18 protein-coding genes are annotated in these 23194 nt (G+C 70.9%); 14 read left to right on the forward strand and 4 right to left on the reverse strand.

The window, feature by feature from the left end:
- The first annotated feature begins 41 nt into the window (after positions 1-41).
- Genes NHN26_RS06930 through tagF form a run of 13 tightly spaced genes read left to right on the forward strand, consistent with a single transcriptional unit; the run spans position 42 to position 15873 of the window.
- Positions 42-1220 (forward strand): type VI secretion system protein TssA, encoded by a 1179-nt coding sequence (locus NHN26_RS06930; protein WP_253088770.1) that lies wholly within the window; start codon positions 42-44, stop codon positions 1218-1220.
- Positions 1221-1250: 30 nt separating this feature from the next.
- Positions 1251-1784, forward strand: coding sequence for a type VI secretion system contractile sheath small subunit (tssB, locus tag NHN26_RS06935; RefSeq protein ID WP_253088771.1), 534 nt, complete (start codon positions 1251-1253; stop codon positions 1782-1784).
- A gap of 3 nt (positions 1785-1787) precedes the next feature.
- Positions 1788-3299, forward strand: coding sequence for a type VI secretion system contractile sheath large subunit (gene tssC, locus NHN26_RS06940; protein ID WP_253088772.1), 1512 nt, complete (start codon positions 1788-1790; stop codon positions 3297-3299).
- A 34-nt stretch (positions 3300-3333) separates the two neighbouring features.
- Positions 3334-3816 (forward strand): Hcp family type VI secretion system effector, encoded by a 483-nt coding sequence (locus NHN26_RS06945; protein ID WP_253088773.1) that lies wholly within the window; start codon positions 3334-3336, stop codon positions 3814-3816.
- Between the two features lie 21 nt (positions 3817-3837).
- Complete coding sequence (tssE, locus tag NHN26_RS06950; protein ID WP_253088774.1) at positions 3838-4548, forward strand: type VI secretion system baseplate subunit TssE; 711 nt, start codon at positions 3838-3840, stop codon at positions 4546-4548.
- Positions 4548-6419, forward strand: a complete 1872-nt coding sequence (tssF, locus tag NHN26_RS06955; protein WP_253088775.1) for a type VI secretion system baseplate subunit TssF — start codon at positions 4548-4550, stop codon at positions 6417-6419. The genes tssE and tssF overlap by 1 nt, the downstream gene beginning before the upstream one ends.
- Entirely contained in the window at positions 6383-7429 is a 1047-nt protein-coding gene (gene tssG, locus NHN26_RS06960; RefSeq protein ID WP_253088776.1) for a type VI secretion system baseplate subunit TssG, read from the forward strand. The genes tssF and tssG overlap by 37 nt, the downstream gene beginning before the upstream one ends.
- Positions 7426-8682, forward strand: a complete 1257-nt coding sequence (tagH, locus tag NHN26_RS06965; RefSeq protein ID WP_253088777.1) for a type VI secretion system-associated FHA domain protein TagH — start codon at positions 7426-7428, stop codon at positions 8680-8682. The genes tssG and tagH overlap by 4 nt, the downstream gene beginning before the upstream one ends.
- A 4-nt stretch (positions 8683-8686) precedes the next feature.
- Positions 8687-9142, forward strand: coding sequence for a type VI secretion system lipoprotein TssJ (gene tssJ / locus NHN26_RS06970; protein ID WP_253088778.1), 456 nt, complete (start codon positions 8687-8689; stop codon positions 9140-9142).
- A gap of 10 nt (positions 9143-9152) precedes the next feature.
- Positions 9153-10487: a type VI secretion system baseplate subunit TssK gene (tssK, locus tag NHN26_RS06975; RefSeq protein ID WP_253088779.1), complete on the forward strand. Its 1335-nt coding sequence runs from the start codon at positions 9153-9155 to the stop codon at positions 10485-10487.
- Between the two features lie 4 nt (positions 10488-10491).
- Positions 10492-11847, forward strand: coding sequence for a type IVB secretion system protein IcmH/DotU (gene icmH, locus NHN26_RS06980; RefSeq protein WP_253088780.1), 1356 nt, complete (start codon positions 10492-10494; stop codon positions 11845-11847).
- Positions 11848-11850: 3 nt separating this feature from the next.
- The gene (gene tssM, locus NHN26_RS06985; protein WP_253088781.1) at positions 11851-15384 is read left to right on the forward strand and encodes a type VI secretion system membrane subunit TssM; all 3534 of its coding nucleotides are present in this window, start codon (positions 11851-11853) and stop codon (positions 15382-15384) included.
- 3 nt (positions 15385-15387) lie between these two features.
- On the forward strand, positions 15388-15873 hold the full coding sequence (tagF, locus tag NHN26_RS06990; RefSeq protein WP_253088782.1) for a type VI secretion system-associated protein TagF: 486 nt from the start codon (positions 15388-15390) through the stop codon (positions 15871-15873).
- Here tagF and NHN26_RS06995 read toward each other — a convergent pair.
- From NHN26_RS06995 to NHN26_RS07010, 4 genes are all read right to left on the reverse strand, one after another.
- On the reverse strand, positions 15860-18151 hold the full coding sequence (locus tag NHN26_RS06995; RefSeq protein WP_253088783.1) for a type VI secretion system Vgr family protein: 2292 nt from the start codon (positions 18149-18151) through the stop codon (positions 15860-15862). The two genes, tagF and NHN26_RS06995, sit on opposite strands and share 14 nt — an antisense overlap.
- 79 nt (positions 18152-18230) lie before the next feature.
- Entirely contained in the window at positions 18231-20654 is a 2424-nt protein-coding gene (locus tag NHN26_RS07000) for an ImcF-related family protein (RefSeq protein WP_253088784.1), read from the reverse strand.
- Positions 20654-21529: a M15 family metallopeptidase gene (locus NHN26_RS07005; RefSeq protein WP_253088785.1), complete on the reverse strand. Its 876-nt coding sequence runs from the start codon at positions 21527-21529 to the stop codon at positions 20654-20656. Before NHN26_RS07005 ends, NHN26_RS07000 begins: the two co-directional genes overlap by 1 nt.
- Positions 21530-21533: 4 nt before the next feature.
- Positions 21534-22298, reverse strand: a complete 765-nt coding sequence (locus NHN26_RS07010; protein ID WP_253088786.1) for a PP2C family protein-serine/threonine phosphatase — start codon at positions 22296-22298, stop codon at positions 21534-21536.
- Positions 22299-22428: 130 nt separating this feature from the next.
- On the opposite strand from NHN26_RS07010, the gene NHN26_RS07015 reads away from it, so the two are divergent.
- The gene (locus NHN26_RS07015; protein ID WP_253088787.1) at positions 22429-23127 is read left to right on the forward strand and encodes an OmpA family protein; all 699 of its coding nucleotides are present in this window, start codon (positions 22429-22431) and stop codon (positions 23125-23127) included.
- Positions 23128-23194 lie beyond the last annotated feature (67 nt).

A 23194-nucleotide genomic window follows, 5' to 3' on the forward strand; every position in this document is an offset into this window, starting at 1 on the left:
TGAAATGATTCCCCTGTCATTCGAAATGAAGGACGGGGGCGTTGGTCAATCTGGACGTGTTTCTCGCCCCGCTTGACGGGGACAATCCGTCTGGAACCGAGCTGAGGAGCGACCCGCGGTTCCAGGCCATCGAACGGCTGATCGAACCCGCGTCCCGGGAGGCACGGACCGAGGCGCCCGGCGCGGTTCCGTCCCCCGTTTCTCCCGTGGACTGGTCCGAGGTGCTGAGCGCGGCGGCCGAGCTGGCAGGCGCGGGGCGCGATCTGCGGCTTCTGGTGATCGTCGCCCGCGCCCTGTCGAACGAAGGCGGCATCGATCCGGCCCGGGGCTATGCCGGCTATGCGGGGCTGGCGCAGGGGGCCGGGATGATCGCGGCCGGTATCGCGGCCTTCTGGGACAGCATCCACCCCGAACTGCGCCCCGGCCCGACCCCGCGCGAGGCCGGGCTGCGGCGGATCAACGCCCTGATGCAACTGGAAAATGCCGAGAACGGGCTGCTCGGCGATCTGGAAATGAACGCGGTGATCGACGCCCGCGGCATGGGCCTTGTCACCGGCGCCGACCTTGCCGCCGGGCAGCTTTCCGACAATGACGTGCTGCGCGAATCCCCCTCCGGGCTCGGCCAGAAGGAACAGGCGCAGATCCTCGAAACCCATGCCGCGCGCCGCGCGCGGGTCGAGGCGGCGACGCGCGCACTGGCGATCGAGAGCCCCGAGATCTTCGCCGCGCTGTCCCACAGCCGCGCCGCCGCGCGCGCCGCGCTCGATGCGCTGGCCGCCGCGGTGAACGACCGGCTCGGCCTCGGCCCGGGCGAGGCGCTGCGCTTCGCCGCGCTCGACCGCTTTCTCGACCGGGTGGGCGCCACGCTCGCCGCCGCCGCCGCCCATGCCGAGACCCGGGCCGGGGCCGATCCCGCCCCCGCATCCGACAGCCCGGCGCCCCCCGCCGCCGCACCCGATAGCCCCGCCCCCGCACCCGCCGCCCAGCGCGGCAGCATGAACGGCTTCCAGATCAATTCCCGCGAGGATGTCGAACGCGCGCTCGACCTCATCATCGCCTTCTACGAACGCACCGAACCCTCCAGCCCCATCCCCCATCTGGCGCGGCGCCTGCGGCGCATGGTGCCGATGGATTTCATGGAGCTGATGGAAGAGGTCGCCCCCGGCGGGCTCAAGGATTTCCGCGCCATGGCAGGCGTGCCCGAGGGCAGCAGGAAATAGACGAGGACACGGCAGAACAGGGGTCAGGACATGGCAGAGAGCAAGCAGAAGGTGATCGAGCGAAACCGCGCCCCAAGGGTGCAGATCGCCTATGAGGTCGAGCATTACGGCAGCCCCACCACCATCGAACTGCCCTTCGTGATGGGGGTGATGGCCGACCTCGCCGGGGCCTCGGAAACCCCCGAGGCGAAGAAATCGGTGAACGACCGCACCTTCGTCGAAACCGATGCCGGACGCTTCAACAAGTTCATGGAGGCGCTCGGCCCCCGCGTGAAGGCGCGCGTGCCCAACAAGCTGCCCGCCAAGGAGGGCGCCGAGGCCGACGAGGAAATCTTCGTCGACCTGACCTTCACCACCATGGGCGATTTCGCCCCCGACAAGGTGGCCGAACAGATCCCGCCGCTGGCGGAACTTCTCAAGATGCGCAAGCAGCTCGAGGAATTGCTCAGCTACATGGACGGCAAGATCGACGCCGAAAAGCGCATCGCGCAACTGCTTCAGAACGAGCCCCTGCTCGCGCAGGCCGCCGAACAGGCCATGAAGGCCACCAGGGAGGAGGGTTGAGCCATGGCCGATCCGCAGGAACAGAAGGCCGCAGGCGCCGCCGCCGAGGCCGAGGCGCTCGATCTCGGCGAATTCTCCGCGCTGCTGGAAAAGGATTTCCGGATCAAGGAAAGCGATGCCGACAAGCTCAAGGCGCTGGTCTCGAACCTTGCCCTTGCCGCGACCGAAAAGGCCGGCACCGCGACGATCTCGGGCAACGCGGTCAAGTCGATCAAGTCGCTGATCGCGGGCATCGACAGCCTGCTGACCGCCCAGATGAACGAGGTGATGCACTGTGCCGAACTGCGCGAGCTCGAAGGCACCTGGCGCGGGCTGCATTACCTGGTGAACAACACCGAGACCGACCAGAAGCTGAAGATCCGCGTCCTGAACATCAAGAAGGACGAACTGGCCGACGTGCTGGAGGATTACGAGGGCCAGATGTGGGACCAGTCCCCGGTCTTCAAGAAGCTCTACACCGAGGAATACTCGATGTTCGGCGGCGAACCCTTCGGCACGATCATCGGCGCCTACGAGTTCTCGCACCGGCCCAAGGACGTGACGCTGTTGCGCAACCTCTCGGGCATCGCCGCCTCGGCGCATGCGCCCTTCATCGCCGCGGCCGCCCCGCAACTGTTCCGCATGGAAAGCTGGCAGGAACTGCCCAACCCGCAGGATCTCTCGCAGATCGTGTCCTCGCCCGATTACGCAAGCTGGCAAAGCCTGCGCGAATCCGAGGATGCCCGCTATATCGGCCTGACCATGCCGCGCGTGCTGGCGCGGCTGCCCTACGGGGCGGAAACCGTGCCGGTCAAGGGCTTCGCCTTCGAGGAACAGATCGACGGCAAGCATGATCACTACGTCTGGATGAACGCGGCCTTCGCGATGGGCGTGAACATCAACCGCAGCCACAAGATGTATGGCTGGGGCTCGCAGATCCGCGGCGTGGAATCGGGCGGCACGGTCGTCAACCTGCCGGTCCACACCTTCCCCACCGATGACGGCTCGGTGGCGATGAAATGCCCCACCGAGATCGCCATCGACGACCGGCGCGAGGCGGAACTGGCCAAGCTGGGGCTGATGCCGATCCTGCACCGCAAGAACACCGATGTCGCCGCCTTCATCGGCGCGCATACATTGCAGGACGACGAGGCGCGGGCGGGCAGACTGGTCGATCCCGCCGCCCAGGCCAATGAACGGCTCTCGGCCAACCTGCCCTACCTGCTGCCGGTCTGCCGTTTCGCGCATTACCTCAAGGCCATCGCGCGCGACAAGGTGGGCACGTTCAAGGAACGCTCGGACATGCAGGTGTGGCTGTCCGAATGGATCAACCGCTACGTCCTGGCCAACCCCGCCATGGCCGACGACGCCGCCAAGGCCAAGCGCCCGCTCGCCATGGCCGAGGTCCAGGTCGACAGCGTCGAGGGGCGGCCGGGCTATTACAACGCCCGATTCTACCTGCGCCCGCATTACCAGCTCGAAGGCATCAACGCGAGCCTGCGCCTTGTCTCCGAACTGCCCTCCGTGAAGTCATGAGTGACCGAAGGACCTTCAACCGGGGAGAGAGACCATGACACTGAACGCCTACATGAAAGTGCCCGATATCGACGGCGAATCGAAAAGCGCCGACCACGAGAAGGAGATCGACCTCTACGACCTGCACTGGCTGATGGAGCAGGAATCCCATGCCCAGGTCGGATCGGGGCGCACCCGCGGCCGGGCGCAGATCAACCCGCTGATGGTCAGGAAGTGGTATGACGCCTCCTCGCCCTATCTTGCGCTGGCCTGCATGCAGGGCAAGTCCTTCGCCGAGGTCGTCATCATGGTGCGCAAGGATTCGGGCGATGCGCATCTGGACTATCTCCAGATCACGCTGACCAATACCACCATCTCGAAATACGAGATCGTCGGCGAATACGAGAACACCAAGGCGATCAGCGAAATGGTTGGGCTCGCCGCCGAAAAGGTCAAGGTCAAGTATATCATCCAGGCCGACGACCATTCGGCCGGCGACGAGCACGAGATCGAATACGACATCGCCGCGGGTCGGTGACGCCGCGAAAGGGCACCGATGATGGCTGACCCGGGCCCCAGCGCCAGAAGCGAACTCGTGCAGCCCTCCCTCTGGGACCGGCTGCGCGACGACCTGCCCGGGCTTGTCGCCGAGACCGACGCGCTGGCCGCCGACCTGGCCCAGGCGCTGGGGGCGGACCGGGTGCAGGCGCTGGCCTCGGGCGGCCCCCGCGCGATCGAGCGCGAGGCCGGGCTGGACGAGGCCACCCGCAAGCGGCTGATGCAACTGGCCGACAGCCTCGCCCGGCGCCGGCGGCTGGAAGACCGCGGCATCGTCGTCACGGCGGATGTCCTGCGCGAGGCGGTGCGCCGCGACATCGAGGCGCTGTTCAACATCGAGCGGCTCGAGGCCCGCTTCCTGCTGACCGACCGCGAGCGGGCCGGACAGGACAGCCCCGGCGACCTGCTGGCCGATTTCCCCGAGGTCCGAAGCTCGGTCGTGAATTTCGGCGTCCCGGCCTTTGCCGGGCACACGGGCAGCGATTTCGACACCGAGACGCTGGCCCGCGAATTGCGCACGCTCCTGCAGGTGTTCGAACCCCGTCTGCGGCGCGACAGCGTCAAGGTGCAGGTGCGCACCGGCCAGAAGACGGGGCTGCGCGTCGATATCGACGGCATGCTGATGCTGGCACCGGTGCCCGAACGGCTGCGGCTCTCCACCACCATCGACCTCGACAACGGGCAGGCCCTGACAACGGTCGAGGTGCTGTGATGGACCGGGCGTTCCTGACCTATTACGAGGAGGAACTGACCCATATCCGCGGGCTGGCGGCCGAATTCGCGGCGCTGCACCCCACCGTCGCGCGCAATCTCGCGCTCGATTCCGTGCCCTGCCCCGATCCCTATGTCGAACGCCTGCTCGAAGGCGTCGCCTTCCTCGCCGCGCGCACCCGCCTCAAGGTCGATGCAGAGGCCAGCCGCCATGTCCGCAACCTGCTGGACGCGCTTTACCCCGACCTTGCCGCGCCCGCCCCCGCGATGGGCATGGCCGTCCTGCGCCCCGGCCCGCAGGTGGACGGCATGGCGGGCGGCCATGTCGTCCGGCGCGGCACCCGGCTGGTGGCGGGCCTGCGCGAGGGGCTGTCGACGCGCGCGACCTATGCCACCGCGCAGGACGTGACGCTCTGGCCGGTGCGGATCGCGGCGGCGGGCTATCTTCAGGACGTGGGCGCGCTTCGCGCCGCGGGGCTGTCGGGCGCACTGGCAGCGGGGGCCGAGGCCGGGCTTCGGCTGGTGCTGGAACCCTCCGGGCCGACGCCGCTGGCCAGGCTGACGCTCGATCGGCTCGACCTGTTCCTTGGCGGGCGGGGCAATGGCGGCGCGCTGTTCGACGCGATCTTCGGCTGGGGCCACCGGGTGCTGGCCCGGCCCATGGGCGGCAGTTTCCGCAGGGCCGCCCCGCCCGACCTGGTCGGCATCCCCGATGCCGAGGCGCTTCTGCCCCGCGTCCGCCCCGCCTTCGAGGGCTATCGGCTGGTCCGCGAATATTTCCTGCTGCCCGAACGGTTCCATTACGCCCGCCTCGACGGGCTGAACCCGGTGCTGCGCGACAGTTCCGCGGGCGTCGAGATCGTGATCCTGCTCGACCGCCCCCGCCCCGAGCTTGCCCCCGTCACTGCCGAGGATTTCCGCCTGTTCGCGACGCCGCTGGTCAATCTGTTCGAGAAGGAATGCAACATCGTCGAGATCGACCCGCGGCGGGCGGATCATGTCGTCCATGCCGACCGCACGCGCCCGCGCGATTTCGAGATCTACCGCATCCTGCGCGTCGAGGATGCCGACCGCGAGGGGCAATCGGCACGCATCATGCCGCTTTACGCCGTCGAACAGAACCGCGGCGCCACCGGACAGGTCTATGCCGTCGAACGCCGCCGCCGCCGCCCCGGCGAGGATGAGCTTCGCCGCGGCCAGACCCGCACCAGCTATCCCGGCGACGACCTGTTCCTTGCCCTCTCGCACCCGCCCGGCGCCGATCCCGCGACGCTGGCGCGACGGCTCGACATCCGCGCGCTGGTCACCAACCGCGACCTGCCCATCCTCGACGACAGCCCCACCCTGACGCTGGAAACCGGCGATCCGGTGGCGGGTGTCACCCTGATCGGCGCGATCCGCCGCCCGCGCCCCTCGCTCGCCGCCAGCCTGCCGCAGGGCACCGGCGGCACCGCCGATCTCGACGCCCTGACCTGGCGCTGGATCGCGCAGCTGTCGCTTGACCACCTGTCGCTTGCGGGCGAGGGCTCGGACGCCGAACCGCTGCGCGCCATGCTCGACCTTTACGCCGATCGCGGCGACCCGGCCCTTGCCCGGCACGCGCGCGCGATCCAGCGGGTGTGCTCCGCCCCGGTGATGGCGCGGCTGGCCCTGCCCGGCCCCACCTGTTTCGGCCATGGCACCGAGATCGTCCTGGACACCGACGAGACCATTCTTTCGGGTGCGTCCACGCTGCTGCTCGGCGCGCTTCTGAACCGGCTCTTTGGCCGCTATGCTGCGATCAATTCCTTCGTGCGCACGCGCACGCGGCTCATGCAACGCCAGGAGGAGGTGACATGGCCGATGACGCCCGGCCACCGCGCCCCGATCTGAGCGGGGCCTTGCCCCCGGGGCTCGACCCGGCCGAAACCGGGTTCTTCCAGCTGTTGCGCCTGCTCGAAACCGATGCGCAGCGTTTCGGCCGCAGCGGCGGCCCCGAGGCCGAGCCGGTGCGCCTGGGCCAGAACCTGCGGCTGGGTTTCGCCACGCGCGATGTCGAGGGCGTCACCCCCGGCAGCCCGCCGCGCGTCGAGGTCAACGTGCTGGGCCTGATCGGTCCCGAAGGCCCGATGCCCCTGCACCTGACGCGCTGGGTGATGGCGCGGCTTTCGAACCGCTGGTTCGCGGGCGGGCGTGACGGGGCCAGCGCCGACACCGCCTTTCTCGATTTCTGCAACATCCTTCAACACCGGATGATCGCGCTTTACTGGCGCGCCTGGGCCGAAACGCGCCCCGAGGTGCAGATCGCCCATGGCACCGGCGGGCGCACCGCTGCGCTGATGCGGGCGCTGGCCGGGCTTGGCCTGCCGGGGGGCGGCGCGGACGGGCCGGGGGCCGACCGGATGGCGCTGCGCCATGCCACCTCGCTTTCCGGCCAGGTGCGCGGGGTCGAGCGGTTGACCCGCTTCCTGTCGGACGTGATCGGCGCGCCGGTCGCCCTGCGCGAGTTTGTCGGCGTCTGGACCGACATTCCCGCGCCGCTGCAAACCCGGCTTGGCCGCGCCCATGCCGGGCTTGGCACCGGCGCGGTGGCAGGCGCACGGACCTATGCGCGCCATGCGCGGGTCGAGATCGTGGTCGGCCCCCTGTACCGCCCCCGCTACGAGGCGTTCATGGCCGATGGACCCGCGCGACAGGCGCTGCGCCGCGCGGTCCTGTTCGCGCTGGGCCATGGCATCGACGCCGATCTGCGGCTGGTGCTGGCCGCCGACGCGGTGCCGCCCGCGCAGCTTGGCGCCGCGCGCCTGGGCCGCACCGCATGGCTTGGCCCCCGCGCCCGCCGCGATGCCGACGACCTGCGGCTGGCGCGCATCACCGCCCCGAGCCGGAGGGTGGCGGCATGACGCTGACGCTGATCCTCGAACACGGCCCCCATCCGCAGGCCGAAACCCGCCGCAGCCTTGAGGACGGCGAGCTGACCATCGGCCGCGATGCCAGCGCCGACTGGCGGATCGACGATCCCGACCGCTTCGTGTCGCGCCAGCATTGCGCCATCCATGGCGAGGCCGGGCGGTTCATCGTCACCGACACATCCTCGGGCGGGCTGTTCGTCGATGGCGCGGATCGGCCGCTGGGGCTGGGCAACACCGCCACGCTGGAACACGGGATGCGGCTGCGGCTGGGCGATTACGTCCTGCGCGTCGAACTGGGCGCCGCCGCGCGGCCCGACCCCGTTCAACCCGCCAAGGCCCGCGACCCCTTCGCCTTCGATTTCGGCGAGGCGCCCCCCTACGAACCACCGCCCGAGCGCCCGGCCAACCTGCCGCCCAGCTTCCGCGGCGCGATGCGCTCGGGCGATTTCACCGAACCCGAGCCCGCGCAGAAGGCGCCGGGCTTCCAGTTTGACGACCCCTTCACGCTGGACCCCGCGCCCCCCCGCCGCAGCCCCGCGCCGCCCCCGGCCGCGGGCGGCTATTTCGACGCCCCCGCCGAACCCCAGCGCCCCCCGCCCGAACCGCCCGCCGCGGAACCGCCCGCCCCCGACTGGCGCCCCGCGACCGCCCCGACACCCCCCGCCCAGGACGCCGCCCTGCGCGCCGCCTTCTACCGCGGTCTCGGCATCGACCCGCCCCCCGCAGGCGCTGATCCCGAGGCCGAGATGGAGGCGCTTGGCGCGCGCTTCCGGGCGCTGACCGAGGGGCTGATGCAGCTTCTGCGCGCCCGCGCCCAGGAAAAGCAGAATGTCCGCGTGGCCCAGACCGTGATCGGCGCGGCCGAGGTCAACCCGTTGAAATTCCTGCCCACATCGCGCGAGGCCGTCGAGGCGCTGGCGATCGGGCGCGGCCCCGGCTACCTGCCCCCCGACGCCGCCATCGCCGCCTCGTTCCGCGACATGGCCGACCACCAGATGCGCACCTGGATCGCCGTGCAGGCCGCGCTGCGCCAGATGATCGACCGCTTCGACCCCGCCGCCATCGAACGCGATCTCGAAGCCGAGGGCCGGTTGCAGACCTTGCTTGCCGGCGGGCGGGGCGCCAAGCTCTGGCAGCTTTACGAGGAGCGCTATGCCCAGATCGCCCGGTCGGCCGAGGATCGCTTCCTGGGCGAGATCGGGGCCGAGTTCCGCACAGCCTATGAAGACGCAAAGGGGAGGTAGGACCATGACACGGATCGACAGACGGATATTGCTGGCAGGGACCGGCGCGGCGCTGCTGCTGGCGGGCTGCACCCCCGGGCCGGGGGCATTGACGGTCAGCGCACAGGGCACGGCCGGAATGAACCCCGGACCCGACGGGGCCGACCGGCCGCTCACGCTCAGCATCCTGCAATTGCGCGGCGCGGCGGCCTTCGACGGGGCGGATTTCTTCGCGCTTCAGACCCCGCAGACCGCCCTCGGCGGCGATCTGGTCAAGGCCGACCAGATCGTGCTGAGCCCGGGCGCCGCGGCGACGCGGGTGATCGGGCTGGAAACCGGGACGGCCGTGATCGGCGTCGTCGCGGGCTATCGCGACCCGGGCGGCAAGGTCTTCCGCGCCAAGATGCCCGCCCCCGCCTCGGGCAATATGGGGCTTGTCGTCAGCGTCGGCCCGGGCGGCATCAGCCTGACATCGGTCTGAGGGCGGCGGAATGGGAGAGGGCAACAGGGTCGTCTGGTCGGAGGGTCTGTTCCTTCGCACCCAGCATTTCCAGCAACAGGACCGCTGGACCGAGGCACTGGTGCGCGGCGCGCTGGGCGCGGCACGCCACCAGAGCTGGGGTTTCGGGCGGCTGGTGCTGGACCGCGCCGCGCTGGGGGCAGGCCGCGTCGGGATCGAGACGGCCCAGGGCATCCTGCCCGACGGCACGCCCTTTTCGCTGCCCGAAACGATGCCCGCGCCCGAACCGGTGGCCATCGCCGCCGACACACCCGCCGGGCTGGTGCGCATCGCCGTGCCGCTGGAACGCAGCGGCGCGGCCACGATCGAGCCGCATCATGCCGACCCCGCAGGCGCGCGCTATCGCGGCGCGCTGGTCGAGATCCGCGACACCGTGCTGAACGGCGCCGAGCCCGAGGAGATCGAGATCGCCCATCTGCAACCCCGCCTCCTGCTGCCCGGTCAGGACGAGACGGGCTTCGCCACCCTGCCGATCTGCCGGATCGACGGGCTCAAGGCCGATGGCGCCGTCGCGCTGGACGAGGGCCACCTGCCCCCCGCGCTCATCACCGCCGCCGCGCCCTGGTATGCCCGCTTCGCCCACGAAATCGCGACCGGTCTGGAACGCATCACCGAGGCGCATGGCAAGCTCCTGATGGGCGGCAGCGGGGCCTCGGTCGAGAACCTGCTGATCCTCGAACTCGCCAACACCGCGCGGCCCCGGATCGCGCATATGCTGGCCCAGGATCTGTTCCACCCGTCGGAATTCTTCCTCGAACTGGCCGGGCTGGCCGGGCGGATGGCGACCTTCGGATCGAATTCGCGCAGCCTGTCGGCGCTGCCCGCCTATGACCACATGGACCCCCAGCGCGCCTTCGAGGCGCTGGCCGACACGCTGCGCTCGCTGATCCTGTCGCTGCGCCATGTCGAGATCCGCGCCCGCCCGCTGGAGGTGCGAAAGCATTCGCGCAATGTCTGGACCGTGCGGCTGGGCAATCCCGAGCTTGTGAACAGCTCGCGCATCGTGGTGCGCGTAGGCTCGGACATGTCCGACGAAAAGCTGCGCCAAATCTTCGTCAACCAGACGACCGTGGGCGCCGCGGACGAGTTCGACACGCTCTGGAAATCGCGGCTGCCCGGCATCCCGCTGAAACCGCTGCATTCGCAGCCCCGCGAGATCCCCTATGACGGCGACCGGCTCTGCCTGGAGCTTGACCGCCATTCCGACCATTGGGCGCAACTGGCCGACGCCGCGGGCTTCGTGATCGGGGTCTCGGGCGAATTGGCCAGCGAACCCGAAATCGACTGCTACGCGGTCAGCAGGTGAGGCGATGACACGCGACGATCCCTTCGGGCTGGACGACGACGCGGGCCGAACCCGCATCCGCCCCGCGCGCCAGGCCCGCGGCCCCGCCACCATGGCCGCCCGGCCCGGAACGGCGGGCGAAGCCGCGCCGCGGGTGCAGCAATTGCGCGCCTCGGCCAACCCGCTGGTGAACGCCTTCGCCGCCCTTCTGGGCCTTGCCCCGGAACTGGAACGCGCCATGGCGCCCGAGAACCCCGAAACCCTGCGCGCGCGGCTTCTGGACAACCTGATCCATGCCCGCGACGCCGCGGTGGGCGAGGGCGTGCCGCTCTCGCGCGCCGATCAGGCGGCGTGGTTCGTCGCCGCCCTTCTGGACGATGTCGCGCTGAACACCCCCTGGGGCGGGCATTCCGACTGGCCGCGCGAACCGCTTGTCGTCTCGCTCTCGGGCGATGTCGATGCCGGGACGCGGTTCTTCGAGCGGGCCGAGGATCTGCTGCGCTATTCCGAACGCGACCCCGACATGCTGGAACTGGCCTTTCTCTGCCTCGGGCTGGGCTTTCGCGGCAAGCACCGGGTCACCGGCCCCGCGGGCGACGGGGCGCTGGCGCAGATGCGCGGCGCGATGGCCCGCGTGCTGCGCCGTCCCGACGATGCCGACCGGGCACTGTCGCCGCATTGGCAGGGCGTGGCCGCCGCCGACGAGGCGCCGCGCTTCCGCGTGCCGCTATGGTCGATCGCGCTGGTCGCGCTGGCGGCGATCACGCTGATCTATGCGGGGCTGTCGATGCGGCTGTCGTCGCGGGGCGAGCAGTTGTTCACGCTGGCCTCGGTCCTGCCCCCGCCCGAACGCGCGGGGATATACCGGCCCCTGCGCGAAACCGCCGTGCCGGAAACCCCGGCGCTGATCGCCGAACCCGTGGTGATGGAACTGCTGCCGCTCTTTGCCGGGGCAGCCCCCCCCGACGCGCTGGGCGCGCTGACCGGGCGCGAGGATGTCTCGCTCGCGATCCTTGCCCTGCAATCCCCCGACCCCGAGCTTTTCCGCTCGGCCCGCGCCGAGATCAACGAGGTCTACGCCCCCCTGATCGCCGCCATCGCACAGGTGATCGTCGACAATCTCGACGTGATCGGCGGCGTGCGCGTGGTCGGCCATACCGACAGCGTGCCGGTGCAGCGCACCAACCCCTTCGCCTCGAACCAGGGCCTGTCCGAAGCCCGCGCGCGCACCATCGCCGATCTGCTGATCGCCCGCGGCGTGCCCCCCGGCCTTATCGCCCATGAGGGCCGCGCCGCCACCCAGCCCATCGCCGACAACGCCACGCGCGAGGGCCGGGCGCGCAATCGCCGGGTGGAAATCCATATCGAGAAGAAGGTCTGATCCATGGGCAGGCTCAAGGCGGTCTTCGGCTTCCTGATCTCGCGGCTCTTCTGGACGCTGATCGGGATCGTTCTGCTCTGCGCGCTGATCTGGATCTACGGCCCGCTGATCCGCCTGGGCGAGGCCGCGCCGCTGGCGGGCGAACTGGCGCGGATCGTCACCATCGGGCTGATCGTGATCTTCTGGCTGGTCTCGCAACTGCTGCGCCAGATCCGCGCCGCCCGCGCCAACCGCGTCTTCGTCACCGAACTGGCCCAGCCGAAAGATGCCCCCCCGCCCGAGCCGGGGGCCGAGAACCTGGCCGAGGTGGGCGAGAAATTCCAGGCCATCCTCGAACGGATGAAACGCTCGAAGCTGGGCGGGCGCAAGTTCCTGCGCGACATGCCATGGTATGTCATCATCGGCCCGCCCGGCACCGGCAAGACCACGGCGCTGCGCCAGTCGGGGCTGAATTTCCCCATCGAACTGGGCGACGACCTGCGCGGCATGGGCGGCACGCGCAATTGCGACTGGTTCTTCACCGAGGACGCGGTGCTGATCGACACCGCGGGCCGCTATACCGAACAGGCCAGCGATCCCGAAACCGACGCCGCCGAATGGCGCGGCTTTCTCGACCTGCTGAAACGCCATCGCGGGCGGCGCGCGCTGAACGGGGTGATCGTGACGCTCTCGGTGCTGGAACTGACCGGCGACGAGGCCGCGCTGCGTGCCCATGGCCGCGAGATCCGCAAGCGTCTGGCCGAGCTTTACGACCGGCTCCAGATGCGCCTGCCGGTCTATCTGATGATCACCAAGGCCGACCTGATCCCCGGCTTCGAACCCTTCTTCGCCGATCTGTCCACGCGCGGGCGCGAACAGGTATGGGGCGCCACCCTGGGCACCGAGGCGCGGGTCGATGGCGTGAGCGTCGCGCGCGAGATGACCGCCCTTGTCGCCGAGATCGAAAAGCGCGTCGTCCCCCGCATCGCCGAGGACCGGCCGCTCGCCATACGGGGCGAAGCCTTCCGCTTCCCCGCCCAGCTCGAGGCGCTGACCGGCCCGATGAAGGTGCTGATCGACACCGTCTTCGGCGAAAGCCGTTACGAGGACAGCGCCTGGCTGCGCGGCTTCTACCTCACCTCGGCCACGCAGGAGGGCAGCCCGGTCGATCTGCTGGTCGGCAGCCTTGCCGCACGCTTCGGCCTGCCCGCCACCCGGCCCGAACCGCGGGCGCATCGCGAGACGCGCAGCTATTTCCTGCACGACATGATGGCCCGGCTGATCTTTCCCGAGGCAGGGCTTGGCACCTTCGATCCCCGCGCCGAGGAACGCCGCGCCTGGATCTTCCGCGGCACGCTGGCGGGCGCGGGCCTTGTCACGGTGCTGGCCGCAGCGCTTTTCCTGTTCTCCTTCCTGCGCTATTCGGGCGGCATCGCGGACCAGGAACGGCAATTGACGCTGCTGCAATCGCGGCTGGCGAATGTCGCCGCGCGGCAGGCGCCGACCGAACCGCTGGACCTGGAACTGGCGCTCGACGCGGTGGACGAGGTGGCCGATGCCGAAACCCGCGTGCCGCGCGGGGTGCTGACCGCGCTTGGCCCCTCGGCCGCGGCCGAGATCGAGCGCGCCCAGCGCATCGCCTATGAACGCGCGCTGCGCAACGTCCTGGAACCGCGCATGGTCGCGCTGCTCGAAGCGACGATGTGGAAGAAGGTGCGCGATCCCGATTACACGCTCGGCGCGCTCAAGGTCTACCAGATGATGACCGGGCTTGCCCCTTACAATACCGAGTTCGCCCGCGCCTGGTGGCAGCAATCGCTGCCCGCCGAGGCGCCGCTGGACCCCTTCCCCACCAACATCGCGCGGACCTATCAGCTTGACGCGCTGGACCGCATGGCGGGCGAGGAGGACCGGATCGCCCCCGATCCCGCGCTGATCTCCGCCGCGCTGGAAAGCGTCTGCACAATCCCGCTGGCCACCCGCGCCTATCGCGCGCTGATGGAGGCGCCCGAGGTCGCGGCCCTGCCCGATTGGATCCCGGCCGAACATGCCGGCCCCAACGGGGCGCGCGTCTTCACCCGGCTGTCGGAACGCACGCTGCGCATCGGCCTGCCCGGCGCCTTCACCTATCGGGGCTTTCACGAGGTCGTCCTGCCGCTGGTCCCCGAGGCCGCGGCGCAGGCCGCGCTTGACCGGGCGGTGTTCGCGGGCGGCTGCCCGGAAAGCGCGGGCGCCTCGGTCGCCACGCTGGAGGGCGATATCCTCAAGCTCTACTACGAGGATTTCATCGCCACCTGGGACGAGGTCCTGCGCGACCTGCGGCTTGCGCCGATCACCGACCTGGCCGTCGCGCGCAACAATCTCAGGGATCTCTCCAGCGCCGACAGCGCGCTCAGGCGGCTGCTGCGCGCCATCGTCGCCGAAACCTACCTGACCCGGCCGCCCGAACCGGGGGCTGCCATGCCCGCGGGCGCGATGCGGGTGGCGGAAAAGACGCTGGGCAAGGTCGGGCGGCTGGCCTCGAAAACCGTCAAGACCGTCTCCGAGATCGCCGCGCTGCGCCCCGACGCGCCGCCGCCCGGCACGCCGGTTGCCGACCATTTCACCCCGCTCCGCGGCACCATCGAGGAACTCGCGGGCCAGCCCCCCAGCCTCGACCCCGCCATCGCCGCGCTGACCGCGCTGTCGAACGAATTGCAGACCGTCGCCGCCAGCCCCGACCCCGAGGCCGCGCTGCTGGCCCGCGGCGGGCTGCCGCAACTGACCGGCGCCATCGCCAACGAGGCCGCGATCCTGCCCGACCCGGTCGACGACTGGATCGCCGGGATCGCGGGCGATGCCATCGCCGTCACCCGCGACGCGGTGCTCGCGCAGCTCAACGCGCGCTGGCGGGCGGATGTGCTGTCCTTCTGCCGCGCCGCCACCGCCGGGCGCTACCCCTTCGACAGCGCCAGCCGGATCGACGTCAACATCGCCGATTTCGCCCGCCTGTTCGGCCCCGGCGGGCTGATCGACAGCTTCACCACCACGCATCTGGCCGCCTATGTCGACAGCACCGCCCGGCCCTGGCGCTGGCGGGCGGATTTCGGGCTGACCGACGACCGTCTCGTGCCGTTCGAGCGCGCCCGCGCGATCCGCGACGGGCTGTTTCCCGGCGGCGCGGGGCCGGTCATCGCCTTTTCGCTGGAACCCAAGGATCTCTCGGCCAATGCCTCGCGCGTGACGCTGAACGTGGACGGGCAGGTGCTGGCCTATTTCAACGCGGCCGCACGCCCGATGCCGATGACCTGGCCCGGACCGGACGGCACCAACCTGGTCTCGCTCTCCTTCACGCCGGTCGACGGCTCGTCCGAGGTGATCACCTCGGAAACCGGGGCCTGGGCGTTCCTGCGGCTGTTGCGCTCCAACAGCCTGCAACCGACCGATCTGCCCGAACTGTTCCGCCTGACGCTGGGCCGCGGCGGCTTCTCGGCGCGGTTCGACCTGCGCGCGGGCAGCGTGGACAACCCCTTCGACCTGGGGCTTTTCGGCGGCTTTTCCTGCCCCGACGGATTCTGAGGCATGCCCCCCGCCACCGCGCTGTTCGGCAAGCTGCCCGGGCTGGGCGATTTCGTCGCCCGCGGCCTGCCGCCGGGACTGCGCGCGCCGCTCGACCGCTGGCTGACCACCCACCTTGCCCGCCACGCCCGCGCGCCGGATAGCTGGCCCGCGGCGGGGCTCCGGGCCACGCTGATCCTGAACGGGACCAGCCTGACCGCGCTGATCCTGCCCTCGTCCGACCGGGCGGGGCGGGCCTTTCCGCTGGCCTGCTGCCACCTGCCCGGGCTGGACCGCGCGGCGGCCGAAGCGTGGTGCGCCGCCGCCCTGCCCGCCGCCCTTGCCGCGACCGAAGGCATGCTCGACCCCGACGCGCTGATCGGCGCCCTGCCCGCGCCCATCCCCGGCACCGACCCCGCCCCCGGCCTCTGGACCGCCGACAGCACCGGCCTGCCCGACAGCCCGGACGAGGCCCTTGCCCGGATCTTCGGCCCGGTCAGTTCTGGTTGATCTTGCTGCCCTTGATCGTCACGTCGCCGCCCGCCTTGACATTGATCTTGCCAGAGCCGTCCAGCAGGATATCCGTGCCCTTCAGCGTGATCTTGCCGCCGCTTTCCAGCACGAGACTCGCGCCCCCGCATTTCAGCGTGATCTTGTCGCCCGCCTCGACGAACAGGGTCGAGCCGACATTCGCCACCATCGCGCCCCCGACCTTCAGCGACTCGTCGCCCGCCACCTCGGTCCCGCGCGATCCGCCGACCGCAAGCGTCTGGTTGCCGCCCACCGTGGTCCCGTCCGCCCCGCCGATTGTGGTCGTCCGGCCGCCGCCGATGGTCCAGGTATCCGCAGCGCCCACCTGATGCGATTGCGCGCCCCCCACCGTGACCGTGCGCGTGACGCCCACGGTCTGGGTCTGCGCCCCGCCGACGGTCCGCGTCTCGGACCCGCCCACGGTATCGCTGCGCGCGCCGCCCACCTCGATGCTCTGCGCCCCGCCCACTGCCTGGCTGTGGTTCACGCCGATCGTCTCGGACGAGTTCGACCCGACCGAGATCGTCTCGTTCGCCCCCACCGTCAGGCTGCGGTTCGACCCCACGCTTTCGTCGTCATTCACCCCGATCTTGACCACGCGGTTGTTGCCCACGCTTGTCGACTTGTCGTTGCCCACCGATTCCGTGCGGTCATGGCCCACGCTTTGCGTCGCGTCATTGCCCACATCCTCGACCCAGTCATGGCCGATGGTGCGCGTCTCGTCGTTCTTGACCAGTTCGGTATGGTCCTTCTCGGCCTGGAAATAGACCTCCTCGGACCCTTTCCTGTCCTCGAAGCGCAGCTCGTTCCAGCCCCCCCCGCCGGGCGAGGACATCGACTTCCAGCCCGATTGCGTCTCGTTGCCGGGCAGCCCATAGGGCGGCATCTGCTCGGCATTGTAGACCCGGCCCGTGATCAGCGGGCGGTCCGGGTCGCCCTCCAGGAAATCGACGATCACCTCCTGCCCGATCCGCGGGATCTGGATGAAGCCCCAGCCCGCCCCCGCCCAGGCGGAACTGACCCGCACGAAACAGGACGAATTCTCGTCGCGCCCGCCCAGCCGGTCCCAGTGGAACTGGACTTTCACCCGCGAATACTTGTCCGTGAAGATCTCGGCCCCCGCAGGCCCCACCACGGTCGCGGTCTGCGGCCCCTTCATCACCGGCCAGCGGGCGCGCCGCTCGGGCCGGAAGGGCAGCGCGACAGGCGCCAGCACCAGCCGCGCCTCATAGCCCTGCGGCAGACGCTCGGTGCGCTGGCCGGAGCGATACTGTTCCTCGCGCAGCGTGTATTCGGCCCGCAGGATCATGTAGGCGTCATTCTCGGCCTCGCGCGGGAACCCCGTCAGCTTGAACTTCGCCCCCGACAGCAAGGCGGGCGCGGTCGTTGTCGCCTCGGCCCGGCGGGCGGGCGCCTGCACCTCCTCCAGCCTGATGCGGCTGCGCCTGTCGCCCGCCGACACCTGCACATAGCCGCCCGGATAATGATAGCGCTCGCCATCGTCGATCTCGTGCCCGCGCGGGTCGTCGGCCCGGGTGGCCAGATCGGCCGAGGGTTTCTCGAAATCGTAATCGGTCTGGACATATTTCCCCGTCACGACCGAGGTGCAGGGCTGCCAGCGGGTGATGTAGTCGCCATCGCGAAAGGTCACGAAGGCATCGGGCTCGAACACCACCTCGTCCAGATCACCCGCCGCGACAAGCAGGGCGGGGGCATCGGTCAGGATCAACCGGAGTCCTTCGATGTCGTGCTCGAAGAAGTAGAAGATGCCCTCGTCCTCCAGCAGGCGCTGGACGAAATCGAGATCGCTCTCGCCATATTGCACGCAATATTCCCGCGGCGCATAGCTGCCCTGAAGCCGCTTTTCATAGGCTGCGGACGGGTAGGCCCCGAACACCTCCTCGACGATGTCGATGGTGCTCATGTTCTGAAAGATGCGGTTGTCGCTGCGATTGCCCAGGAACCACAGCCAGGGCCGCAGCACGACCTCGTACAGCGCGAAACCGTCCTGCAGCCGGTCCATCCGGAACTCGGCGGCCAGCCCGTGGAACCAGCGCGGCTCCTCGCCCTGCCCACCGACCCGCACCGCGAATGGACGCCCCAGCAGATCGGCCGCGTCGAGTTCGATATCCGGGCTGTTCAGCCCCACGCGATAAAGGAACGGGGCCGAGATCTCGTCCTGCCCCTCCAGATAGGCAAAGCGCAGGATATCCTCGTCCAGCGGCGTCCTGACGGCGAAATGGCGGTCCTCGAACATGGCTCCTGCCCCCCTCTGGCGACCCGTCGGGGCCAGTATAGCGCGGGCGGGCGGCCTTGGGCGGGTTTTCGTCGCCGCGCTACAGCGTCGTCGGACAGCTCAGGCCGCGCAGCAGCGGGCGCACCGAGACCGGATTCAGCGCCGCCTCGAAGCCGATCTCGACGAAGATTCGCCCGGTCGCGCTGCGGAAATCGACAAGGAACCGCCGCCCCTCGTCGCGGCGGCGCAGCCGCACCCCGTCCAGCAGCCGGATCAGCCCCCAGGCGCCCGGTTCGGCCAGCGCGACCGCGCCACCCTCGCCGCGAAAGCCGATCTCGGCCCCGGCCTCGGGCACCGGCCCCGGCCAGACCAGCCGCTCGGCCCCGGCCGCGGCCGACAGCGGCACGCCCTGCCCGCCCACCGCCATCACCGCCTGCCCCCGCTCGGCCAGCGTCGTCAGCGTCAGCGCCGCGCCGAACCGCCCCTCGGCATCGAAGAATCCGCCCGCCGCCCCCAGCGCCTGCTCGAAGAACGCGGCACTTTCCGGCGACAGCCCCGCCAGCCGCGCCTCGGGCTTCCAGCGCCAGGGCTGCGCATTGGTATCCAGATAGGGCGCCAGCGTGCTGGCAAAGAACGCCTGCAACGCGCCCTGCGGCCCGAACAGATCGGTGAAATCGGCCATGTCGGCGGGCGCGCCCTCGGCAAAGGGATAGCGCCCCTCGACGGTGCGCTTGCACAGCGGCAGAACGGCGGCCTGCCAGCGCCGCGTCACCGGGTTGGTCAGGATGTCGGCATGCGCCGCCGAGGTCTGCGCCAGCACATCCTCGACGATCTGCACCACGACCAGCGGCGCGGTCTTCAGCGCCTCGACCGAGGCCGCGCGGTCCTGCACGCTCATCAGCCGTTCCGCCGCCGCCTCGTCGCCCTCGCCCATCGCGCCCAGCGCCACGTTGAGCGAGGCGAACAGCGCCGCGATCTCGGCCATCTTGCCCGCCTCGACATACTGGATCGCCGGGCCGAACACGGTGGCCAGCCGCAATTGCCGCGCATGCCCGCGCCGCCGGTCCGCGCCGCCGGCCTGCGCCCAGACCTCGCGGATCAGGCGGGCCAGCGGAGAACCGGGTGCCGCCAGCAGCCCCGAGATCCGCACCGAGGCGTCGCGGTCGCCAAAGGGACGCACCCGCAGATCGGCCAGATAGCCCTGCCAATGGGCCAGCGTCTGGTCATGCAGCACATCCATCACCCGGTCAGGCGCGGCATTGACCTGCGGCGGCACCACGCCCAGCAGGTCGGGCGCGACGGCGCGCGCCGTCTGCACCGCCAGCCCCGCGCCATAATCCCGCGCCCAATCCCAGCCCGCCGCGGTGAACAGCCCCGGCAACGGCGCCTCCATCGCCTGCCCCGACCGGCGCATCACCACCTCGGCCAGCCCCGGCACCGCGGCGTCCGCCCGCCAGGGCGCCAGCGCCGCCGCCCCGTCGGAGCGGCGCAATTCCAGCCAGGCGCGCTCCGCCTCCCCGGCCTCGCGGGCGAACAGCCGGGCCTGCGCCAGCAATTCGGGATCCTGCGCGGGCAGCGCGGCGGGCGGGCCGGTCAGCGCGGGCACATGCGTCACCAATGCAGCCAGCGCCGGATCGTCCGCCCCGCGCGCCGCCAGCCAGCCCGCCAGATAGGCCCCGCTCCACTCTGCCTCGCCCGTCAGGATCGACCAGGCGCGCAGCGTGTCGTAGAGCGCCAGCCCCTCGCCCTCGCCCGCCAGCGCCTCGGCCACCGCTCCGGCCATCGCGCCGGGCAGATGCCGCGCGACCGCCCCGGCATACTCCCCCCGCGCCCGCCCCGCCGCGTCGAACGGCCCAAGGCGCAGCGGCGCCCCCCGCGCGGCCTGCTCGACGCGTGCCACCGCCGCCGCCATCCGGTCGAGCCGCGCGCCCAGATCGGCGCCGATATCCGCCCGGTCCAGACCGATCGCCAGCGCCTCGTCCTGAAAGCCGCGGGCCAGATCGGCGTGAAAGCGATAGTCCAGCGCCAGCGCATAGCCCCCCAGCGCCAGCCCCAGCGCCAGAACACCCCCGACTGCCCAGCCTGCCCAGCCCGACCGCCGCCGCCCCGCGCCCCGCCGCGCCGACTCGGCCCGGTCCAGCAGCCCGTCCAGAAACCCCGCCAGATCGGCAAATTCCGGCCCCTGCCCGCGCGCGGTGTCGCGAAAGCCCCGCACCCGGTCCAGCGAGATGTCGCGCCCGTCGAACAATTGCCGCCCCGCCAGCGCCGACCAGCGCCGTACCGACAGCCCCGGCAGGCTGCGCGCGCGCTGGTCGATCAGCACCGCCAGCGCGTAGCGCGCAGGCCGGATCGCCTGCACCGGCACCCCCTCGGCCAGCGCCGCGGCCTCGAACCGGTCAAGCCGCGCCCGCGCCTCGGCCAGCATTTCCGCCTCGCGCCCCGCGCGCCCCGCCATCCCGTCCAGAAAATCCAGCACCGGCACCGCCAGCCGCGCAAGCCCCCCGGTATCGGTGCGCCCCGCCATCAGCCGTCCAGTTGCCCCTCGTCCAGCCAGCGGCGCAGCGTCTCGGCGCCCACCTCGAAATGCATCGAATCCTCGCGGCTGTAGGTCGCCCCCCAGAACCAGCCCTCGTCGTTGAAATATTCCGCCAGGATCAGCAGCCCGAACTGCGTGCCGCCATCGGCAAAGGCGTCCAGCATCCCCTCCAGCGTCAGGTCGATCGCGGTGCCCCAGCTATGGTTCGAGATCGCCGTGCTCGACCCCCTTATGTTGCGCGCGCACAGCGCCCCGGCGGTGCCCAGCTTGGCATGGATGTCGGGATCGGTCTCGGCCAGCCGGTCCAGCACCCGTTCCAGCGAGTCGAGCGCGGGCCGGATCATCGTCACCGTGATCGGCCCGATCCGGCGGGTCTCCAGCAGCGCGCGCAGCCGCGGATCGGTGACCGGCTGGCAGTCCTGCGAATAGCTCGCGCGCGGATTGCCCAGAAGCTCCAGCATCACCCGGTTGTTGGGCTGGGTGATGCCGATATTGAACCGCGCCCGCGCCAGCTGCATCACCTCGGTCAATTCCTCGGTCTCGGGCGGATCGTCGTCATGCGAGGGCAGCACCGGCGCCCCGGCCCCGGGCCCAGCCACGGACCCAGCCGCGGGCGCGCGCCCCGCCAGCAACGACATCTCGTCGCGCAGCCGCGCCAGGTCGGCCCGCGCCTCGCGCAGCGCGGCACCCTGGCGCGCGATCTCGGCCTCGGCCTCGGCCAGCCGGTCCTCGGCGCGGCCCAGCCGCAGCTCGGCCGCCGGATCGGCGCGCTCCAGCAGCGCGCCGACCAGCGCGAAACTGACCGCCGCGACGACCAGCCCGATGGCGATGATGATCGGCCCGATCAGCGCGCCTTCCCGCACGGGTTCAGCCCTCCTCGATCCCGACCACGATCACCGACACATTGTCCGGCGCACCCGCCTCCAGCGCCGCCGCGACCAGCGCCCGGCAGGCATCCTCGGGCGAAGCGGCGCCCAGCAGGATCGCGGCGATCGCCTGTTCGCTGACACAGCGCGGCAGCCCGTCGCTGCACAGAAGCAGCCGGTCCCCCGGCACCACCGGCACCGACAGGCTTTCCGCCGCAAAGCCCGCCCCCATCCCCACCGCGCGGGTGACGACATGCGCTTCGGGGTGGTGCTCCGCCTCCTCCGCCCCCAGCGCGCCACGCTCCACCAGATCCTGCACCAGCGTATGATCGCGGGTCAGCAACCGCAGATGCCCGCCGCGCAGCAGATAGCCGCGGCTGTCCCCGGCCCAGACCAGATGCGCGACCGCGGCGCGGATCATCGCCGCCACGACCGTCGCGCCCATCTGCCCGCGCCCCTCGGCCAGCGCCCGCGCGCCGATCGCGGCATTCGCCGCCTCCAGCCGCCCGATCATCCCCGCGACCGGCGCCGCCTCGTCCGGCAGGCCCGCCAGCGCGTCGATCACCATGTCCGAGGCGACATCGCCCGCCGCATGCCCGCCCATCCCGTCGGCCACGGCCCATAATTCGCCCCCGTCGGGATCGGTCAGGATCGCGTCCTCGTTGCGCTCGCGCACCCGCCCGCGATGGGTCAGCCCCGCGCCCACCGGCCGCGGCATGTCCAGCCCCGGCACCGGCACCGGCACCCGCGTCGTCGGCGCGCTCACCGCGCCCCTCCGTCCGCGCGCAGCCCTCTCCGGTCAGCCATGCCGCTCCCCGTTCCGCTCGCGAATTGATCGCAGCCCGAGGATACCGTAGACTGTCCCGCAACTGAACGGATTTCTCGGGGGGAGGATCATGCGCGGACTGCTTGGACTGGCACTGGGCGTCGCGGTCGGATGGGCGGCGCCCGCAGCCGCGCAGGAGATCAGCGATGGCGACCTGCTGCGGGTCTTCGAAACCCAGCGCGACGCGTTCCGCGCCGCCGAGGAAAGCGGCATGGGCCGCACCCGCGGCCTGACGCTCGTCACCGTCGACGACGTGCAGGGCCCGACCACCGCCGCCGCGGCCGAGCCTCCCCCCGCCGCCCCGCCCGAGGGCGGAGAGGGCGTGAGCGTCGGCTCCACCGGCACGGTGGGGCTTGCCCCGCCCGAGCTGCGCCCGCTGGTGCCCGCACCGCCCGCCGCACCGACCCCGGTGGTCTTCGGCCAGCTGGCCCCCGATCTCCAGGTCAATGTCCGGATCGAATTCGCCTTCGACTCCGCCGCCCTCTCGCCCGACCAGAAACCGCGCCTCGAACAGCTCTGCCGCGTGATGAAGGCCAGCGACATCGCCCGCTTCCGGATCGTCGGCCATACCGATGCCGCCGGCAGCGACGCCTATAACGAGCGGCTCTCGATCCTGCGCGCCCGGGAGGTGCAGCGCTATTTCGTCAACGAATGCGGCATCGACCCGGCCCGGCTCGAGGCCATCGGCCTGGGCAAGCGTTTCCTGTTCGACACCGCCAATCCCCGCGCCGCCGAAAACCGCCGGGTCGAGTTCCAGGCCCTGAGCTAGCGCCCCCCCTTCTTCTGGCCGGAAATATCCCGGGGGGTCCGGGGGGCAGCGCCCCCCGGCGGGTCGC

The sequence above is a fragment of the Rhodovulum tesquicola genome, from assembly GCF_024128855.1.
GTDB lineage: Bacteria > Pseudomonadota > Alphaproteobacteria > Rhodobacterales > Rhodobacteraceae > Rhodovulum > Rhodovulum tesquicola.

Bases quoted from the DNA above. Each gene is read 5' to 3' on its own strand.
- tssB (WP_253088771.1), top strand. From the start codon at position 1,251: ATGGCAGAGAGCAAGCAGAAGGTGATCGAGCGAAACCGCGCCCCAAGG.
- tssC (WP_253088772.1), top strand. From the start codon at position 1,788: ATGGCCGATCCGCAGGAACAGAAGGCCGCAGGCGCCGCCGCCGAGGCC.
- NHN26_RS06945 (WP_253088773.1), top strand. From the start codon at position 3,334: ATGACACTGAACGCCTACATGAAAGTGCCCGATATCGACGGCGAATCG.
- tssE (WP_253088774.1), top strand. From the start codon at position 3,838: ATGGCTGACCCGGGCCCCAGCGCCAGAAGCGAACTCGTGCAGCCCTCC.
- tssF (WP_253088775.1), top strand. From the start codon at position 4,548: ATGGACCGGGCGTTCCTGACCTATTACGAGGAGGAACTGACCCATATC.
- tssG (WP_253088776.1), top strand. From the start codon at position 6,383: ATGGCCGATGACGCCCGGCCACCGCGCCCCGATCTGAGCGGGGCCTTG.
- tagH (WP_253088777.1), top strand. From the start codon at position 7,426: ATGACGCTGACGCTGATCCTCGAACACGGCCCCCATCCGCAGGCCGAA.
- tssJ (WP_253088778.1), top strand. From the start codon at position 8,687: ATGACACGGATCGACAGACGGATATTGCTGGCAGGGACCGGCGCGGCG.
- tssK (WP_253088779.1), top strand. From the start codon at position 9,153: ATGGGAGAGGGCAACAGGGTCGTCTGGTCGGAGGGTCTGTTCCTTCGC.
- icmH (WP_253088780.1), top strand. From the start codon at position 10,492: ATGACACGCGACGATCCCTTCGGGCTGGACGACGACGCGGGCCGAACC.
- tssM (WP_253088781.1), top strand. From the start codon at position 11,851: ATGGGCAGGCTCAAGGCGGTCTTCGGCTTCCTGATCTCGCGGCTCTTC.
- tagF (WP_253088782.1), top strand. From the start codon at position 15,388: ATGCCCCCCGCCACCGCGCTGTTCGGCAAGCTGCCCGGGCTGGGCGAT.
- NHN26_RS06995 (WP_253088783.1), bottom strand. From the start codon at position 18,151: ATGTTCGAGGACCGCCATTTCGCCGTCAGGACGCCGCTGGACGAGGAT.
- NHN26_RS07000 (WP_253088784.1), bottom strand. From the start codon at position 20,654: ATGGCGGGGCGCACCGATACCGGGGGGCTTGCGCGGCTGGCGGTGCCG.
- NHN26_RS07015 (WP_253088787.1), top strand. From the start codon at position 22,429: ATGCGCGGACTGCTTGGACTGGCACTGGGCGTCGCGGTCGGATGGGCG.